This is a genomic window from Micromonospora sp. NPDC049114 (genome assembly GCF_040648635.1).
Taxonomy (GTDB): domain Bacteria; phylum Actinomycetota; class Actinomycetes; order Mycobacteriales; family Micromonosporaceae; genus Micromonospora.
In genome coordinates this window covers 173587-191440 of the sequence record NZ_JBEZEA010000004.1, presented here as the reverse complement: position 1 = coordinate 191440, position 17854 = coordinate 173587, and the positions used below count along the sequence as shown (strand labels likewise).

Annotated in this window: 19 protein-coding genes; 15 read left to right on the top strand and 4 right to left on the bottom strand. The window is 72.8% G+C overall.

Features of this window, described 5'->3' with window-relative positions; all coding sequences use genetic code 11:
- Window positions 1-15 precede the first annotated feature (15 nt).
- The 6 genes from AB0B39_RS15795 to AB0B39_RS15770 are packed head-to-tail and all read left to right on the top strand — an operon-like array spanning window position 16 to window position 2754.
- Window positions 16-438: a YbaB/EbfC family nucleoid-associated protein gene (locus tag AB0B39_RS15795; RefSeq protein ID WP_357574628.1), complete on the top strand. Its 423-nt coding sequence runs from the start codon at window positions 16-18 to the stop codon at window positions 436-438.
- A gap of 4 nt (window positions 439-442) precedes the next feature.
- Entirely contained in the window at window positions 443-760 is a 318-nt protein-coding gene (locus AB0B39_RS15790; protein ID WP_357574627.1) for a hypothetical protein, read from the top strand.
- Between the two features lie 8 nt (window positions 761-768).
- Window positions 769-1260: a hypothetical protein gene (locus tag AB0B39_RS15785; RefSeq protein ID WP_357494326.1), complete on the top strand. Its 492-nt coding sequence runs from the start codon at window positions 769-771 to the stop codon at window positions 1258-1260.
- Window positions 1257-1826 carry an exonuclease gene (locus AB0B39_RS15780; protein WP_357574626.1) on the top strand — a complete coding sequence of 190 codons (570 nt, stop codon included), beginning with the start codon at window positions 1257-1259 and terminating at the stop codon, window positions 1824-1826. The genes AB0B39_RS15785 and AB0B39_RS15780 overlap by 4 nt, the downstream gene beginning before the upstream one ends.
- Entirely contained in the window at window positions 1823-2377 is a 555-nt protein-coding gene (locus AB0B39_RS15775; protein WP_234583866.1) for a nucleotidyltransferase domain-containing protein, read from the top strand. Before AB0B39_RS15780 ends, AB0B39_RS15775 begins: the two co-directional genes overlap by 4 nt.
- 29 nt (window positions 2378-2406) lie before the next feature.
- Window positions 2407-2754 carry a hypothetical protein gene (locus AB0B39_RS15770; protein WP_357574625.1) on the top strand — a complete coding sequence of 116 codons (348 nt, stop codon included), beginning with the start codon at window positions 2407-2409 and terminating at the stop codon, window positions 2752-2754.
- 7 nt (window positions 2755-2761) lie between these two features.
- Here the strand turns inward: AB0B39_RS15770 and AB0B39_RS15765 are convergent, their stop codons facing one another.
- A complete protein-coding gene (locus AB0B39_RS15765; RefSeq protein WP_357574624.1) occupies window positions 2762-3496 on the bottom strand; it encodes a peptidase E in 735 nt (244 codons plus the stop codon).
- Between the two features lie 59 nt (window positions 3497-3555).
- Window positions 3556-4062 (bottom strand): hypothetical protein, encoded by a 507-nt coding sequence (locus AB0B39_RS15760; RefSeq protein WP_234583869.1) that lies wholly within the window; start codon window positions 4060-4062, stop codon window positions 3556-3558.
- A 139-nt stretch (window positions 4063-4201) separates the two neighbouring features.
- On the opposite strand from AB0B39_RS15760, the gene AB0B39_RS15755 reads away from it, so the two are divergent.
- From AB0B39_RS15755 to AB0B39_RS15715, 9 genes are all read left to right on the top strand, one after another.
- Window positions 4202-4711 carry a SigE family RNA polymerase sigma factor gene (locus tag AB0B39_RS15755; protein ID WP_357574623.1) on the top strand — a complete coding sequence of 170 codons (510 nt, stop codon included), beginning with the start codon at window positions 4202-4204 and terminating at the stop codon, window positions 4709-4711.
- A complete protein-coding gene (locus tag AB0B39_RS15750; RefSeq protein ID WP_357574622.1) occupies window positions 4708-5262 on the top strand; it encodes a hypothetical protein in 555 nt (184 codons plus the stop codon). The genes AB0B39_RS15755 and AB0B39_RS15750 overlap by 4 nt, the downstream gene beginning before the upstream one ends.
- 225 nt (window positions 5263-5487) lie before the next feature.
- On the top strand, window positions 5488-6888 hold the full coding sequence (locus tag AB0B39_RS15745) for an FAD-dependent oxidoreductase (RefSeq protein ID WP_357574621.1): 1401 nt from the start codon (window positions 5488-5490) through the stop codon (window positions 6886-6888).
- A 78-nt stretch (window positions 6889-6966) separates the two neighbouring features.
- Window positions 6967-8433, top strand: coding sequence for an AlkA N-terminal domain-containing protein (locus AB0B39_RS15740; protein ID WP_357494340.1), 1467 nt, complete (start codon window positions 6967-6969; stop codon window positions 8431-8433).
- Complete coding sequence (locus AB0B39_RS15735) at window positions 8430-8939, top strand: methylated-DNA--[protein]-cysteine S-methyltransferase (protein WP_357494342.1); 510 nt, start codon at window positions 8430-8432, stop codon at window positions 8937-8939. Before AB0B39_RS15740 ends, AB0B39_RS15735 begins: the two co-directional genes overlap by 4 nt.
- Before the next feature lie 37 nt (window positions 8940-8976).
- Window positions 8977-10851 (top strand): ABC transporter ATP-binding protein, encoded by a 1875-nt coding sequence (locus tag AB0B39_RS15730; RefSeq protein WP_357494344.1) that lies wholly within the window; start codon window positions 8977-8979, stop codon window positions 10849-10851.
- Window positions 10848-12728, top strand: a complete 1881-nt coding sequence (locus AB0B39_RS15725; protein ID WP_357574620.1) for an ABC transporter ATP-binding protein — start codon at window positions 10848-10850, stop codon at window positions 12726-12728. Before AB0B39_RS15730 ends, AB0B39_RS15725 begins: the two co-directional genes overlap by 4 nt.
- Window positions 12729-12784: 56 nt before the next feature.
- Window positions 12785-15349 (top strand): valine--tRNA ligase, encoded by a 2565-nt coding sequence (gene valS, locus AB0B39_RS15720; protein WP_357574619.1) that lies wholly within the window; start codon window positions 12785-12787, stop codon window positions 15347-15349.
- A gap of 79 nt (window positions 15350-15428) precedes the next feature.
- Window positions 15429-16358, top strand: a complete 930-nt coding sequence (locus AB0B39_RS15715; protein WP_357574618.1) for an endonuclease/exonuclease/phosphatase family protein — start codon at window positions 15429-15431, stop codon at window positions 16356-16358.
- A 47-nt stretch (window positions 16359-16405) separates the two neighbouring features.
- Here the strand turns inward: AB0B39_RS15715 and AB0B39_RS15710 are convergent, their stop codons facing one another.
- Window positions 16406-17050, bottom strand: coding sequence for a hypothetical protein (locus AB0B39_RS15710; RefSeq protein WP_357574617.1), 645 nt, complete (start codon window positions 17048-17050; stop codon window positions 16406-16408).
- Window positions 17051-17143: 93 nt separating this feature from the next.
- On the bottom strand, window positions 17144-17854 hold the full coding sequence (locus tag AB0B39_RS15705) for an ABC transporter permease subunit (protein ID WP_234583880.1): 711 nt from the start codon (window positions 17852-17854) through the stop codon (window positions 17144-17146).

Here is a 17854-nt window from a genome sequence, read left to right as displayed (position 1 = left end):
GCGTGAGGGGGCGTTGTGGACCAGGTGACCGAATTCGACAGGCTGTTCCAGAAGACCCGACAGGCACTGGCGTCGATGCGTTCGACCGGGCAGGCCCCCGACGGCCTGGACGCCGAGCCGGCACGGGGCACCGGGTCTGCGGCGGGCGGTCAGGTCGAGGTCGTGGCGGTCGGCCAGCATGTCCAGTCGGTGACCGTGGATCCGCGCGCGCTTCGGATGGGCGCCGAGATGCTGGGCGAGCAGATCACCATGGCGGTCAACGCCGCGCTGGATGACCTGCGCCTCGCGGCCGGCGAGGCCGCGGACGCGCCAGCGGTCGACCCGGTGGCGCTGGGCCAGCAGCTCGACGAGTTGCAGAACGAATCGGTGCGCAGCATGGCGGCGATGACCGATGCGCTCACCGACGCGGTGCGGCGCATCCAGCAGGCAGCGAGGTGATGTCATGCGCGAGGACCTTCAGGTGCACCCGCCCGCGCTGCGACAGGGCGGCGGCCACCTGACGACTGTGGCCGAGCAACTGGCCGCGCAGTGGGAGGCGCTGCGCGCGCGGACGGCCTCGATGGGCGACATCTTCGGGGACGACGACGTGGGCGGCCTGATTGGCATGTCGTACCAGGTGGCCGAGGAGATCACGGCGGAGTGCCTCGGGTCGGTCGTGGACGGGCTGCGCGGCTTCGGTGCCGGGTTGGGCCTGATGGCCGACCAGTACGACTCGGTCGAGCAGGACAACGACGCCCAGTTCACGACGATGAGCTGGTAGGCGGGTCGATGGGGATCATGCTGCCCGGTGAGCTCGCCGGCCTGTTGAACGAGCTGGGTTACACCTGGCCCAAGTCGGACGAGACAAAGATGTTCGAGCTGGGTCAGATGTGGATGGAGATGGCCGACTCGCTGCACAACGCGGCGGCGGAGGGTACGGCGGCCGCGCAGCGGGTGCTGACCGGCAACCAGGGCGATGCGTTGACCGCGTTCCAGGAGCGCTGGGAGTCCGACGGTTCGGCGATGTCGGTGCTGCGGGACGGCGGCACCGGCGCACAGATGGTGGCGGCGACGCTCTTCGTGTGCGCGCTGATCGTCCTCGCCCTGAAGATCAACGTGATCGTCCAGCTGGTCATCCTGCTGGTGCAGATCATCCAGGCGATCGCGACTGCCGCTCCGACGTTCGGGGCCTCGCTGCTGGAGATCCCCGTCTTCAAGAAGCTCACCGACATCGTCCTGAACATGCTGATCGACCAGGCCATCGGGGTGGTGCTGGGATGAGCGCTCCCCTGCCCGAGTTGTACGTCGGCGTCGACGTGGAGGCGGACGGGCCGATCCCCGGGCCGAACAGCATGATCTCGTTGGGGATGGCCGTGGCCGGTCGCCCGGATCTGACCTTCTACACCGAGCTGCGGCCCATCTCCGACGAGTTCGTGCCGGCCGCGCTGGCCGTGTCGGGTCTGGACCGGGACCGTCTGCTCCGCGAGGCGCCCACCGCGTCGGAGGCGATGGCAGCGGCGGCGGCATGGGTCAACGGGCTGCGCCGGATCGGCCGCCCGGTCTTCCTCGCCGCTCCCGCTGTCTGGGACGGCATGTTCGTGCACTGGTACTTCGTGCGCTTCGTCGGTCACAGCCCGTTCGGCGCCACCGGTTCCGGCGTCGACCTGCGCAGCTACTGGATGGGGCTGACCGGCAGCGAGTGGGTCCAGACCCGCAAGGGCAAGATCAAGCACGAGCTGGGTCTGCACGACGTACCGCACACCCACCACGCCGGCGAGGACGCCGCCGAACTGGCGCAGGTCTTCGACGCCGTGCTGCGCCGCCGCCAGTCCGGCGGGCTGGAATGACCGGCCGTCGACGGGACCTGCCGGACGGCGCCACGACGGCAGCCCGGGGCATCGTGGCGCAGGCCGCCCGGAGCATGATGCGACGGGCCGACGACGTGGCGGGCGAGACGGCCCAGGCGGCGACCACCCGGGCCGCCCGGCAGATCCCGCAGGGGTTCACCGAACGGCAGTGGACCCGGTTCGCCCGGGGTGCCCGGCAGACCCAACGGCAGGCCGGGCTGCCCGACGGGGACCTGGTGGCTCACGGCAGCCGGGTGAAGGGCACCGCCCGCCCGGACTCCGACATCGACGTGGCGCTCATCGTCGACGACAAAACCTTCTTCGACCTGGCCGAACGCTCCCTGTCCCGGGCGCCGGACGGGACCCGGCTGCGCAAGACGATGCTGCGCCGGATCAACGAGAACGGTCAGCTCGCCAGCTTCGACCTGGGCACCGATTTCACCCACCTGCGCCGTGAACTCATGGACACGCACGTGCCGCACAAGGTGCAGTTCTCCGTGCTGCGCCGGGGCGGCAAGTTCGACAACGGCCCGTTCCTCCCGCTCGATTGAGCGGCTCCGCATCTGGCAAGGTGGCAGACGTGCAGACGACGTTGCAGTTCCTCATCATGGTCGACGGCCCGCTGACGGCGGCGGAGCTGCTCGACCTGATCCGCACCCGGCTGCCCGACGCGGTGCCCTACCGCCGGGACTCGGTGGACGTCCGGGGCAACCTGCTGGAGATCAACCCCAACGAGGACGCCGACCCGCGGCTCGCCGCCACCGACGAGGACGACTACCTCTACTTCCGGTGGCGGGTGGAGCTGACCCCGATGGACCGGACTGTCGACGAGTCGCACCAGATCGCCCTCGCCCGGGAGCTGCTGCGATCGATCGAAGGGCCGCAGGTGCGGGCGACCGTGTGCGCCGCGTTCGAGGATCGGGTCTGACCGACGCTCAACCGAGCAGCCGGGGCGCGATGACCGCCTCCCGCACACTGCCGTCCGCGGCGCGGCTCACCTCGTACGCCGAGACGCCCTCGCGGTCGGCTACCGCCTCGACCAGCTCGGTCCCCCGGTAGACCAGGCCGACGCCGTCGTCGGTGCAGTGGCTGGTCGGCAACGTGCCGTCGCCGACCAGCTCGTGCATCAGCGGTCGACGCTGGCCCTCGCTGTCGTAGTGCACGCCGTTGCCGTACGGCAGCCAGCCCAACGCCTCGGTGAACCCGCGCAGGCGGGGTCCGAAGCTGTCGGTGGCGCCGCCCACGTGCCAGCAGATCGAGCCGGCCGAGACGCCGGCCAGCACCACGCCGGCCTGCCAGCACTCGTGCAGGATCTCGTCGAGCCCGTGCACCCGCCAGACCGCGACGAGGTTGGCCACGCTGCCGCCGTCGACCCAGATCACGTCCTGGGCGAGCAGGTGAGCGCGGACGTCGTCGACGTTGGGCATCGGAAAGAGGGCAAGGTGCGACAGTCGGAACCGGGTGGCTGCAAACGCGCCGTAGACGGCGGCCAGCGTGGTGGGCTGGTCGCCGACGGCCTGCCCGAGGTAGCAGATGCGCGGCTGCGGACCGGCCTCGGCCAGCTCCGCCGCCAGCTCGAAGACAGGGCTGGGACGCATGTCGTACGGCCCGCGGCCGCCCCGGAAGAAGCCCATGCTGGTGGCGATGATGGTCGGCTCGCTGGCGGGCATCGGACATCCTTCCGTCGGGGCGGTACCGCCTCATCCTGCCGCAGCCACGGGGCGGCCGGTCACGCCCCCAGGTGTCGGCCGCTGCGCTGGCGGGGCACCTCGACCTCGGGCCAGTCGTCCGCGGGCGGCCGGTCGGCCGGGGGCAGTTGCGCCGCGGCGGCCCGGGGCAGGGTGAACCGGTCGGCGGCGGCCGGGCCGGCCGAGAACGACTCGCGCAGCATCCAACGCACCTCGTCGGCAGTCCAGCCCAACCCGGCCCGCGCGGCGATCTCGCGCACCAACCGCCGACCGACGCGGGTGTCGTCGTCGTAGAAACGCATGCACCAGTGGTGGGTCCACATCCCGAGTGCGCGCACGCCCGCGTCGTCGAGTGAGCCGACCAACCGGCCGCAGGCGGTGTCGGCGAAGGCCTGCTCGGGGTCGGCCGCCCGGTCCCGTTCGATGGCGCCGACGGCGGCCGGCGCGACGGCCCGCATCCGGCGGTAGAAGGACTGCGCCACCGCACGGGGCAGCGGCGGGAACGCGCCAGGTGTCGACGCCGCCGCCCAACCCGCCACGCTCGTCATGTCCCCCATCCCCTTCTTCAGTTGGTGGCCGGACGGTACACGTCACGACCGACACTTCCGGTCGGAAAACACCCAGGATCGTGGATAGCGACGATGGCCCGGGGCGTCTGTATCTGTGACAACGAAACGGGGGTGATGGGTGGACGAGGACGAACGCGCTCGGCTGGCCGAGTTCGTCGGCAGCCGGACACCGGCGCTGATGCGGGTCGCGTACCTGCTGACCGGGGACCGCAACGCCGCCGAGGACCTGTTCCAATCGGCGTTGGCGCGGACCATCCCGAAGTGGGAGACCATCCGGCACGCCGACCCCGAGGGGTATCTCCGCGTGGTGATGTACCGCGAGCAGGTCAGCTGGTGGCGGCGACTCCGCCGACGGCGGGAGACACCGCTCCACCCGGCCGACGAGCCGGTCGGCGCGGACCCGAGCGGTGGCTCCGACGTACGGCTGGCGATGCGTGCCGCGCTGCGCCAGCTGCCACCGGCACAGCGGACGGTGGTGGTCCTGCGCTACTACGAGGACCTGCCCGAAGCCCGGGTCGCCGAGCTGCTCGGCTGTTCGGTGGGCACCGTCCGCAGTCGTACGCACCGGGCGGTCCAGCGTCTGCGCGAGCTGCTGCCGGAGGTCGAGTTGCTGGAGGTACGGCGATGACCGATCCCCTCGAGAGCCTCATCCGATCCACCCTCACCGACCTGGCCGAGGAGGCACCGATCGTGCATGACCAGTTGAACCGAGCGGAACGGCGGGTCCGCAACAGACGCCGCGCCACGGTGACGATGGGGGCGGTGGGCACGCTCGCGGCGATCCTGATCGCGGCTCCGATCGCCCTGGCGGCCAGCGGCTCGGACGGGCCTCCGCCGGCCGTGCCGAGCCCAGCGGGCCCGGCGGCCGTACCCGACCCGTCCGGGGCGCCACCCGGCGTGCCGAGCCGGCCCAACCCACCGGCTACGGGACCGTTGCCGGCGACCTCGAACGAGCCGGGACCACCCGGCGTGCCGGGCCGGCCGGACCAGCCCGCCCCACCGGGTGTCCCGGGCCAGCCGGGCGAGCCGGGCCAGCCGGGCCAGCCGGGCCAGCCGGGCCAGCCGGGCCAGCCGGGGCCGAACACGGGTGGCGCTCCGGGGGTTCCGGCTCCGCCGACCTCCCCGACGATCAAGCCGTCCCCGTCCGGGCCGATCGCGGTGCCCAGCCCCGCGAGGTGACCGGGTCCGGTCCGACCGAGGTGATCTCCACGCCTCGGTCGGACCGGCCCGAGCGCCCTCGCCGGCGGAGATTCCGGTCACTACGACCGGACACTTGTCACCGCCGGGCGCTGATTGCCCACTTACCAATGGTTGGTGGCCGACCCGAGGTTTGCCAACGCCGACGCCACCGCCCCACTCTTGGGCCATGACCGACCACGACTGCCGCGCGGCTTAGGGCCAGCGATGACCACCGCCATGGCTCGGGTGCCCGACTCCCTGCGGGGGCAGATCGTCACGCCGGGCGACCGCCGGTACGCGCAGCTGCGCTCGACGTACACGACGACAGCCTCACCGGCCGCCGTCCTGCTGCCCAAGACCACCGCGCAGGTGATCGACGCGATCCGGTACGCGCGGGAGCAGCGACTGCCGATCGCGGTGCGCAGCGGCGGGCACGGCCTGTCCGGAGCCTCCTCCAACAACGGCGGCGTGGTGATCGACCTGTCCATGCTCAACCGGGTGCGCGTGCTCGACGAACGGGCCGGGCTGGTCCGGGTGGAGGCCGGTGCCCGCTGGGCGAACGTCGCGACGGCGCTCGCCCCGTACGGCCTGGTGGTCAGCTCGGGCGACTACGGCGGTGTCGGCGTCGGCGGGTTGGCCACCGGCGGCGGTGTCGGCTGGCTGGTACGCGCCCACGGCCTCACCATCGACCGCGTCCGCGCGGTGGAGGTCGTGCTCGCGGACGGAACGCTGGTACGCGCCGACGCCGAGCACGAACCGGAGCTGTTCTGGCTGGTCCGGGGTGCCGGCGCGGGGGCCGGTGTCGTGGTGGCGTTCGAGATCGAGGCCGCCGAGCAGCGCAACGCCGGCGTGGCGCAGCTGGTCGTCGAGGCGCACCCGGACGGCCGTACCGTGCGCGAGTGGGCGAGCTGTCTGGCGCAGGCCCCTCGGGAGCTGTCCGCCGCCGCCGTGCTGTTCGCCGACGGCCGCTCGACGCTCATGTCCGTCACCGCGGTGGTGGCCGCGGAGAGCCTGCGCCGGGTCCGGCCCGTCGTGGAGCCGCTGCTGGCCATCGGGAAGGTGCTCGAACACCGCAGCGACCTGCTGCCCTACCCGACGCTGGTGCCGACCGCGCACCTGCACCCGAACGTCGGGCAGCAACGGGGTACGACCACCAACGGCCTGTTCACCGAGCTGGACGCGGGCGTGGCGCGAGCGGTCACGCGGGCGACCACCGGTCCGGGCCGGGCGGTCATCCAGCTGCGCTCGGTCGGCGGGGCGGTCAACGACGTCGCCGCCGACGCGACGGCCTACCCGCACCGGCACCAGAACACCCTGGTCATCGCCTCGACGTTCCCACCGCAGGGCGGCGCGGCGTTGGACGCCGCCTGGCGGCCCGTCGGCGCGCGGGCCGACGGCGAGTACGTCAACTTCGAGAGCCGACCGAACCCGGCCGCGTTCGCCCGGACCTACCCGGGCGAGACCGGCGCCCGGGTGCGCCGGCTGTGGAAGCGGTACGACCCGGACGGCGTGTTCCGCTCACCCCTGCTCACCGGCCAGGCCACCCGGTCGGGGCAGTCGAACCGGTCCGGCCAACCCACCCGCTCCGGGCAGCGGTCCGGGCAGCCGCACCGCCGCCGCCGCTGAGGGTCCCCGGCCAGCCGCGCACACCCAGGTCCGATTCCCGCCAGCCGAGGGCCCGACCAGCGGGGCACCATGGGTGACGTGGAGATGGACTTCGAGCGGTGCTACCGGGCGGTGGACAGCCGTGACCAGCGATTCGACGGCTGGTTCTACACCGGCGTGACGTCGACCGGGATCTACTGCCGGCCGTCCTGCCCGGCGACCACCCCCAAGCGGCAGAACGTCCGGTTCTTTCCGTCGGCAGCCGCCGCGCAGGGCGCCGGGTTGCGCGCCTGCCGCCGCTGCCGGCCGGACGCCGCACCCGGCTCGCCCCAGTGGGACGTCCGCGCCGACGTGGTCGGTCGGGCGATGCGTCTGATCGCCGACGGGGTGGTCGACCGGGACGGTGTGCCGGGGCTGGCCGCCCGTCTGGGCTACACCGAACGGCACCTGCACCGGATGTTGCGCGCCGAGATGGGTGCCGGGCCGCTCGCGCTGGCCCGGGCCCAGCGGGCGCAGACCGCCCGGATCCTGATCGAGACGACCGGCCTCGGCATGGCCGAGATCGCGTTCGCCGCCGGGTTCGGCAGCGTGCGGCAGTTCAACGACACGGTCCGCGAGGTGTACGCGAGCGCGCCGTCCGAGCTGCGGACGGCCCGTGGTCGGCACCTGGCGGCGGTCGGGGCGGGAACCATCACGCTCCGGCTGGCGTACCGTCCGCCGCTGCACGCCCGGGCGCTGCTGGACTTCCTCGCGGTGCGCGCGCTGCCCGGGGTGGAGGAGGTTCGCGACGGGACGTACCACCGGGGGTTGCGGTTGCCGCACGGCCCCGGCCAGGTGGCGCTGACCCCGGCGGACGGGCACGTGGCGGCGACGCTGCGCCTGGCCGACCTGCGCGACCTCGCGCCGGCGGTGGCCCGCTGCCGACGCCTGCTCGATCTGGACGCGGACCCGGTCGCGGTCGACGCCACGCTCGCGGCGGACCCGGCGCTGGCCCCGGTGGTGGCCGCCGAGCCCGGCATCCGCGTCCCGCGCGCGGTCGACGGTTTCGAGATGGCCGTCCGCGCGATCATCGGCCAGCAGGTCTCGGTCACCTCGGCGAGAACGACCCTCACCCGCCTCCTGGCCGCCCGTGTTGATCATGAAGCTCCCGACGACGCCGTGTCGCGGCAACAACTTCATGATCAACGGACCGACCTGCGGGGTTTCCTCAGCCCTGAGGAGGTTCTGGCACTGCCGGACGGCGCGTTCGGGATGCCTCTTCGGCGGCGGGAGACCATTCGGGGGCTCGCCCTCGCCGTGGCGGACGGGACGGTGGACCTGGCGCCGGGTGGTGACCGGGAGGAGACCGTACGGCGGCTGCTCGCGCTGCCCGGCATCGGCCCGTGGACCGCCAGGTACCTCGCCATGCGCGCCCTCGGCGACCCGGACGTCCTCCTCGACACCGACCTCGCGATCCGCCGCGGCGCAGCAGCGCTCGGCCTGCCCGACACGACCCTCACGGCGCACGCCGAACGGTGGCGCCCCTGGCGTTCCTACGCCACGATCAGACTCTGGAGAGCGGCATGAGCATCGACAGCACCGTGCTGACCACCCCGACCGGCCCGCTGAGCATCCTCGCCGGCGCCGACGGCGAGGTCCTGGCGGCCGGTTTCACCCCGGACCCGGCGGCGCTGCTGCCCCTGATCCACCCGACCCTGCGGGCGCCGCTGCGGCAACGCGCCGACCTCGGACCGGCGACCGTGGCCGTCCGGTCCTACCTGGACGGCGACCTCACCGCCATCGACTCGGTGCCGGTACGGCAGCACACCGGCGGCGAGTTCATGGCGCACGCCTGGCAGGTGCTGCGGGAGGTTCCGCCGGGGACCCCGGTGACCTACACCGGGTACGCGGCGCTGGCCGGCCGGCCACCGGCGGTGCGCGCCGCTGCGGCGGCCTGCGCCCGCAACGCGGCGGCGCTCTTCGTACCCTGCCACCGGGTGCTGCGCACCGACGGCACGCTCGGCGGCTACCGCTGGGGGCTCGACGTGAAGAAGTGGCTTCTCGGTCACGAGCGGCGGGTGACGGCAAGCTGACAGGAGCATCGACACCTATTGACGCTACCGTCGGGTAGTGCCTGTGGAGAGCGACGGCGACCGGGCCGCCCCGGTCGCCGCGGGCCGCCACCCCGTGCACAACCTCTGGCGGCTGCGCCGCTACCTGCGCCCGTACGCCGCCGAATTCGCCTGGCTGCTGGTCGCGGGCCTCGCCGGCACGGCCGCCGGGATCGCCGTACCGCTCGTGGTGCAGCGGGTGGTGGACGGGCCGGTGGCCCGGCACGAGCCCGCCGGCCTGCTCCAGCTCGGTGGCCTGGCGTTGCTGCTCGGCGTGGTCGAGGCGGTGCTCATCTTCATCAGGCGGTGGGTGCAGTCCTCCTCGGCGGTGGGCATGGAGGCGGCGCTGCGCGCCGATGTCTACGCGCACCTGCAACGGCTCCCGGCCAGCTTCCACGACCGCTGGCAGTCCGGCCAACTGCTCTCCCGGATCACCAGCGACCTGTCGGTGATCCGCCGGTTCCTCTCGTTCGGTGTCTTCTTCCTGGTGCTCAACCTGACCACCTACGTGGTGGTGGTGCTGCTGCTGATCCACCTGCACGCGGCGCTCGGGCTGCTGGTCGCCGCCAGCGCGGTGCCACTGCTGCTGATCACCCGTCGTTTCGGCAGGCACTACCACACCGCGTCCCGCCGGATGCAGGACCAGCAGGGCGACGTGGCGACCCTGGTCGAGGAGACCGCGCAGGGTCTGCGCACCATGAAGGCGTACGGCCGGGGGCCCGAGCTGGCGGCCCGCTTCGCCGCCGGGACCCGGACGCTGCACGACACCGGCGTGGGCAAGGGCCGGCTGCTGGCGAACACCGCGGCGCTGCTCGACCTGGTGCCCAACGTGACCCTGGGCGTGGTGCTGGTGGCCGGGGCCGCCGCCGCCGCGCGGGGCGTGCTCACCATCGGCGAGCTGGTGGCGTTCGCCAGCCTCCAGCTGATGCTCATCTGGCCGGTGCAGTCGCTGGGCTGGATCATCGCCAACGGTCAGGAGGCGGCGACCGCCGCGGACCGTATCCAGGAGGTGCTGGACACTCCGCCGCAGATCGTGGACGCTCCGGACGCGCGCACGCTGGCCCGCGACGCCGTCCACGGCCGGCTCCGCTTCGAACGGGTCGACTTCCGCTACCCGGGCGCCACCACAGCCGTACTGCACGGGATCGACCTGACCATCGAGCCGGGCGAGACGGTGGCCCTGGTCGGGGCCACCGGCTGCGGCAAGAGCACGCTGCTGTCCCTGGTGCCCCGGCTGCACGAGGTGACCGGCGGCCGGATCACCCTGGACGGGCACGACCTGCGCGAGCTGCGGCTCGCCTCGCTGCGCCGACTGGTCGGGGTGGCGTTCGAGGAGCCCACGCTCTTTTCCATGTCGGTGTGGGAGAACCTCACCCTGGGTCGCCCGGACGCCGACGCCGACGAGGTCCGGGCGGCCCTCGCGCTGGCCCAGGCCGATTTCGCGTACGACCTGCCGTGGGGTCTGGCCACGCGGGTGGGTGAGCAGGGGCTGTCCCTCTCCGGCGGGCAGCGGCAGCGGTTGGCGTTGGCGCGGGCGGTCCTCGGCCGACCGGCGCTGCTGGTGCTCGACGACCCCCTGTCCGCCCTCGACGTGCACACCGAGGCGCTGGTGGAGGCGGCGCTACGGCAGGTACTGCGGGCCAGCACCGCGCTCCTGGTGGTGCACCGGCCGTCGACCATCGCGCTGGCCGACCGCGTCGCCCTGCTCGACGGTGGACGGATAACCGCGATCGGTCGGCACTCGGAACTGCTGGCCGGCGTGCCCGCCTACCGGGCGTTGCTCGCCGCCGAGCCGCCGCCCACGCAGACGGCCACCGGCCCGGAACCGGGGCGTACCGGGCCGGGCGGGCCGGGCGCGTCCACCCCGGACGGTTGGGGGCTGGTGCGCTCGTGAACTCCCCCCAGCAGGTCGACCCGCCTCCCGCCGAGGAGCCGGAGCTGACCCGCTGGCGGGGGACGGCCACCGACCCGGAGGCCGACCGGAGCCGGGCCGAAAAGGCCACCCCGGAGGCGGTGGCCCGGCTGCGCCGGCACAGCCGGGCCCTGCTGGCCGACCTGCTCCGCCCGCACCGGGGGCGGCTCACCGCGGCGGTCGGCCTGCTGCTGGCGCAGAACGCGGCCGCGATGGCCGGTCCCTACCTGGTCATGGTCGGTATCGACCGGGCCATCGCGCCGCTGCGCGCCGGGAACGCGGCCCCGCTGGCCGCCGTCGCCGGCGCGTTCGCCGCCGCCGCCGTGACCGAGTACGCGGCCCGCCGCGGTTTCCTCACCCTCTCCGCCCGGATCGGCCAGGCGGTCCTTTTCGACCTGCGACAGCGGGTGTTCGGGCACTTCCTGCGACTGTCGGTGGGCTTTCACGAGCGGTACACGTCGGGCCGGATGGTGTCCCGACTCACCAGCGACCTGGACTCGATCGCCGAACTGGTCGACGGCGGGATCGACAGCCTGGTGCTGGCCGCGCTGTCGATCCTGTCGGTGGCCGCCATCCTGCTCTGGCTGGACCTGCCACTGGCGGCGGTGACGCTGTTCGCGTTCCCGTTCCTCTTCTACCTCTCCCGCTGGTTCGCGCGGGCCTCGGCCGGCGCGTACCGGCGGACCCGGGAGGCCGTGGCCCTGGTCATCGTGCACTTCGTCGAGTCGATGCGGGGCATCCGCGCGGTGCAGACGTTCCGCCGGGAGCCCCGCAACCAGCGGATCTTCGTGGCGCTCGGGGACGACTACCGGCGCACGAGCCTGCACGCGTTCCGGCTGATCGCCACGTACTCGCCGGCGATCAAGCTGATCGGCAACGTCACGGTCGCGGTCGTGCTCTGCTACGGCGGATGGCGGGTGCTCGGCGGTCGGACCGAGGTCGGAGTGCTCGCCGCGTTCCTGCTCTACCTGCGCCGCTTCTTCGAGCCGATGCAGGAGCTGAGCCAGTTCTACAACTCGTTGCAGTCGGCGACGGCGGCGCTGGAGAAGCTGGCCGGGGTGCTCGACGAGCGGCCGGCCGTGGCCGAACCCGCCCGGCCGGTGCCGCTGCCGACCGGCCCCGGTCACGGCGCGCTGACCTTCCGGGGCGTCTCCTTCGGCTACCGCGCCGGCACGCCCATCCTCGCCGGGCTGGACCTGACCGTGCCGGCCGGGCAGACGGTGGCGCTGATCGGGCCGACCGGCGCGGGCAAGTCGACGATCGCCAAGCTGGTCGCCCGGTTCCACGACCCGGACGCCGGCGCGGTACTGCTGGACGGGATCGACCTGCGCGACGCGGCCGACGCCGACCTGCGCCGCGCGGTCGTGCTGGTGACCCAGGAGAACCACCTCTTCAGCGGCACGGTGGCGGAGAACATCCGGTTCGGCCGGCCGGACGCCGACGACGCCGCCGTGCGGGCCGCCGCCGAGGCGATCGGCGCGCACGACTTCATCGCCGCGCTCCCCGACGGGTACGCCACGCAGGTGCACCGGCGCGGCGGCCGGCTCTCCGCCGGGCAGCGGCAACTTGTCGCGTTCGCCCGGGCGTTCCTGGCCGACCCGACAGTGCTGATCCTCGACGAGGCGACGTCGTCACTTGACGTGCCGACCGAACGGCTCGTGCAGCGGGCGCTCGGCACCATCCTGCGGGACCGGACCGCGCTGGTGATCGCACACCGGCTCTCCACTGTGGAGACGGCCGATCGGGTGCTCGTCATCGACGGCGGGCAGGTCGTCGAGGACGGCCCACCCGCGGTGCTGGTCGCCACCGACGGCCGCTACGCGGCCCTGCACCGGCAGTGGCGCGACTCGCTCGTGTAGAACCGGCGATGCGCAAGTCCGTGGCTCGACACCCTGCTGATGCCTACGATCGGCAGATGACCGATACGGCGAGGACCGCCCGCGCCGGCGTCCCCGAGCGTCCGACCCTGGACGGGCTCGAGGAGAGCTGGGCGCGTCGCTGGCAGGAGGAGGGCACGTACGCGTTCGACAGCTCCCGGGAGCGGAAGGACGTGTACTCCATCGACACCCCGCCGCCGACCGTATCGGGCGAGCTGCACATGGGGCACGTCTTCTCGTACACGCACACCGACACCGTCGCCCGCTACCAGCGGATGCGCGGCAAGGCCGTGTTCTACCCGATGGGCTGGGACGACAACGGCCTGCCCACCGAGCGTCGGGTGCAGAACGTGTACGGGGTGCGCTGCGACCCGGCCCTGGCGTACGACCCGGTGTGGCGGCCCCCGGCCACCCCTGTCGACGAAGCCGCGCGCCGCAACCCCACCCCGATCTCGCGGCGCAACTTCATCGAGCTGTGCGAGCGGCTGACGGTCGCCGACGAGCAGGTCTTCGAGGCCCTCTGGCGGCGGCTCGGGCTCTCGGTGGACTGGTCCCTGACGTACACGACGATCGGTCGGGTGGCCCGCGCCACCAGCCAGCGGGCGTTCGTGCGCAACCTGCGCCGGGGTGAGGCGTACCAGGCGGAGGCGCCGACGCTGTGGGATGTCGGCTACGCCACAGCTGTCGCCCAGGCTGAGTTGGAGGACCGGGAGCGCCCCGGCGCCTACCACCGGCTGCGGTTCACCGGGCCGGGCGGACGCGAGGTGCTCATCGACACCACCCGGCCGGAGCTGTTGCCGGCCTGCGTCGCGCTGGTCTGCCACCCCGACGACGAGCGGTACGCCGACCTGGTGGGTCAGACGGTGCGCAGCCCGCTGTTCGACGTCGAGGTGCCGGTGCGCGCCCATCCGCTCGCCGACCCCGCGAAGGGCACCGGCATCGCCATGGTCTGCACGTTCGGCGACCTCGCCGACGTGACCTGGTGGCGGGATCTCGACCTCGACACCCGGGTGGTCATCGGCCGCGACGGCCGCCTGCTGCCGGAGCCGCCGGTCGGGGTGCCCGCTGCGCCGTACGCGGCGCTGGCCGGGCAGACCGTCAACGGCGCCCGCCGGGAGATCGTCGGGATGCTCGCCGACGCCGGTGACCTGATCGGCGAGCCGCGCCCGATCACCCACCCGGTGAAGTTCTACGAACGCGGCGACCGGCCACTGGAGATCGTCTCGACCCGCCAGTGGTATCTGCGCAACGGCGGGCGGGACGCCGACCTGCGGGCGACGCTGCTGGCCCGGGGCGCGGAGCTGCACTGGGTGCCGGCGCACATGAAGCACCGCTACGACAACTGGGTGGGCGGCCTGACCGGGGACTGGCTGGTCAGCCGGCAGCGCTTCTTCGGGGTGCCGGTGCCGGTGTGGTACCGGCTCGACGACGCTGGCGAGCCGGACTGGTCCCACCCTCTCACGCCCGACGAGTCGGCGCTGCCAGTCGACCCGTCCAGCGATCCGGCGCCCGGCTACGAGGAGTCGCAGCGCGGCCAGCCGGGTGGTTTCCTCGGTGACCCGGACGTGCTGGACACCTGGGCCACCTCGTCGCTGACCCCGCAGATCGTCGGTGGCTGGGAGACCGACCCGGCCCTGTTCGCGCAGGTCTTTCCGATGGACCTGCGCCCCCAGGGTCAGGAGATCATCCGGACCTGGCTGTTCGACAGCGTGGTCCGATCGCACTTCGAGCACGGGGTGCTGCCCTGGCGGGACACCGTGCTGTCGGGCTGGATCCTCGACCCGGACCACAAGAAGATGGCCAAGTCCAAGGGCAACGTGGTCACCCCGCTGGCGCTGCTGGAGCAGCACGGCTCGGACGCGGTGCGCTACTGGGCGGCCAGCGGCAAGCCCGGCATGGACCTGGCCTTCGACCCGGCGCAGATCAAGGTGGGCCGGCGGCTGGCCACGAAGCTGCTCAACGCGTCGAAGTTCGCGCTCGGCCTGGGCGCGGGGGACGCGTTGCGGGCGGTGGCGACCGCCCCGCTGGACCGGGCCATGCTCGCCGAACTGGGCACCGTGGTCAGCGCCGCGAGCACCGCCTTCGACTCGTACGACCACACGGCCGCGTTGCAGGCCACCGAGGCGTTCTTCTGGCGCTTCTGCGACGACTACATCGAGTTGGTCAAGGAGCGGGCGTACGGCACGGGGGCGGCGGCCGACTCGGCGCGGGCCGCGCTGGCCTCGGCGCTGTCGGTGCAGCTCCGACTGTTCGCCCCGGTGCTGCCGTACGTCACCGAGGAGATCTGGTCGTGGTGGCGGTACGGGTCGGTGCACCGGGCGCCCTGGCCCACCACCCACGAGGTGGCCCGGACGATCGAGGGGACGGGAGATCCGGCGCTGCTGCGGCTCGCGGGTGACGCGCTGGGCCAGGTGCGGCGGGCCAAGTCGGAGCGGAAGCTGTCCATGAAGGCGGAGGTGCCGCTGGCCGAGGCGCTGGGCCCGGCGGCGCTGCTGGAGCAGCTCACCCTGGTCGCCGACGACCTACGGGCGGCGGGCCGGATCGGCAAACTCGATCTGCTCCCGGACCGCACCCCGGAGCTGGTGATCGCCTGCGCCTTCTGACCCGGTGTGCGTGCTGGACGGTCATCCCGACCGATGCGATGATCATCCATCAGCATCCAGCACGATGAATACGGGGATCATGCGCATTCGTACACTCGTCGCCGGGCTCACAGCCGGGCTACTCGTCGCCGTCGGACTGGCCGGACCCGCCCAGGCGGCGACGGTCACCGCCACCTACACCGGTTGGACGTGGAACGTCGCCGGATGGACCATCCACCGAGGCGCCACCAACGACGGCCTCATCCCGGCCCTCTCGGACTCCATCCGGAACCGGGCCGCCAACTTCGCCGCCCTCAACGAGCTCTGTTGGGGCCAGTACAAGGCCGTACAGGCGAACCTGCTGGGGTCGGGTTGGCCACAGGACGCCAGCAATTTCTCCCGGTTCGAGGCGCACAGCGAGACCGCGTGCGGCGGGGAGCCGTTCGGTGTGGCCCTCTTCAGCCGCGCGCCGCTCGGAGCAGCCAACCGCTACGCGTTGGCCGCGGACGGCACCAGCGAGCGTCGCAAGCTGCTCTGTGCGCCGCTCGAGGCACGCCCGCACCTGCGGTTCTGCACCACGCACATCACCCCGTCGAACGCGGTGATCAACGGCAAGAACATCAACGTGACCCAGTTGGACGAGGTGCGCAGCAGGATCGACAGCTTCGCCGCCAGCGGTGACACCGTCCTGATCGCGGGTGACTTCAACGCCCAGCCGCACTACGGACGGCTCGACTCCTGGTACTCGTCCAGCCTGAACACGTCGAACAACGACGCCAACACCGGTGCCTACCGGGAACTCGACGACACCGACACCCGCTGCTTGGGGTACGGCGAAACCACCGTGTACGACGGCAACACCGAAGGTCTCTGCGGCCAGGGCAAGAAGATCGACCTGATCTTCGTACGCGATGACCGGATCGTCGGGGCGTACAGCGGCGACTCGCTTGCCATCTCAGCCACCTGCGGTGGCCCCTGTTCCGATCACCGGATCGTCATCGGCACGGTCACCGTGTCCGTGACCGCCTGACCGGGCTGGCCCGGTGTGCCGCTGGCGCACCGGGCCGGCCGGGGTCCTCACCAGCCGCGCAGGAAGCGCAGGCCGAGCAGGATGGCCGCCACGGCAGGGCCGACCAGCAGGGTGATCGCCTGGAGCCGGTACGGCATCCGATGCCGGGTCAGCTCGCCCGCGTTACCCAGCACGATCGCCCCGGCCAGCATCAGGAACACGCCCCACCAGCCCGTCTCCAGGTGGACGAGACGGATGTGGATCAGTTGCAGGGTCACACCGAGCAGCGCGCCGGTGAGCGCGAGCAGCCCCACCGCGCGGTGCAGGCCACGGGCCAGCGGGTGGGCGGCCCGCCAGCCGTACGTGCCGGCGACCGACAGGCAGGGCAGCACCACCAGCAGCGGCCAGCCCTTCCCCATCGCCCCGAACATCAGCAACGCGCCCACCACGAACACCAGCGTGCCGACGCAGGCGATGACGTACCCGGCGAAGGCCCGGCCGCCACCCCGGGCCAGCAACGGCCCGCCGCTGGCCGCGATCAGCGCAGCCGGGATCAGGATGAAGACGGCCCACCAGTGGAACCGGCCGCTGCCCTGGGCGGCCGTCGCGACAGTCGCGCACGCCAGGCCGGCGACCGCCAGGCTGGTGAGCCACGGCCGGCTGCTCCGGGAGTACGGCTCAGCCAACGATGTCCACTCCGCTTCGACGCTCACACCAATTAGCCTGGGCTTCGGCACCCCGTCGGGTCCATCCGGCCAGCCCTACCCGTCGTGGGGGGCTGGCCGGAACCGTACCCCGCACCTACCTCAGCTCGTCTCGCCGGCCACGCTGAACGAGCGCAGGCGGTCGATCGCCAGCACGGTGAAGCCGACACTGACCAGAGCGGTCATCACGGAGGCGACCGGCACCGACACGCTGGTCTCCAGCAGCCCGCTGGGGGCGAGCCGGTCGGCGAGGGCGATCACGTACTGCTGGATGGAGAGCACCTTCGTGCCGCTGACGAAGTTGCCCAGCAGCCCCTCCCAGATGAGCACGTAGACGAGGCCGAGCAGCACCGGACGCCGGGTGACGAGGCTGAGCGCGAGGAACAGCGCCGAGTACGCCAGCGCCCCGAGCGCCGCCGCGAACGCCAGGGCCAGTCCGAGGCGTACCGAATCGGCGAGCACGCCCGCGACGTAGAGCGGCACCGCGACGGTGACCGCGGTGACCCCGGCGGCCACCGCGAGCTTCGGCAGCACGATCTGCCAGCGCGGCAGCGGCTTGGTCAGGATGTGCACGACGGTGCCGTCGTCGATCTCGGCGCCCAGCACGCCCGTGCCGATGATCAGCGCCACCACCGGCAGCACCACTGCCAGCCCGAGACCGACAAGCACCGGCGGCCCCCACTCGCCCGGGTCCACGCCCAGCGACCGGCAGAGGATGGCCAGCCCGAGCAGCACCAACGGCAGCGGGAGCAGCAGCAGGAACCGACGCCGGCCGAACAGCCCGCGCGCGGTGATCCAGGTAACTGTCGACAT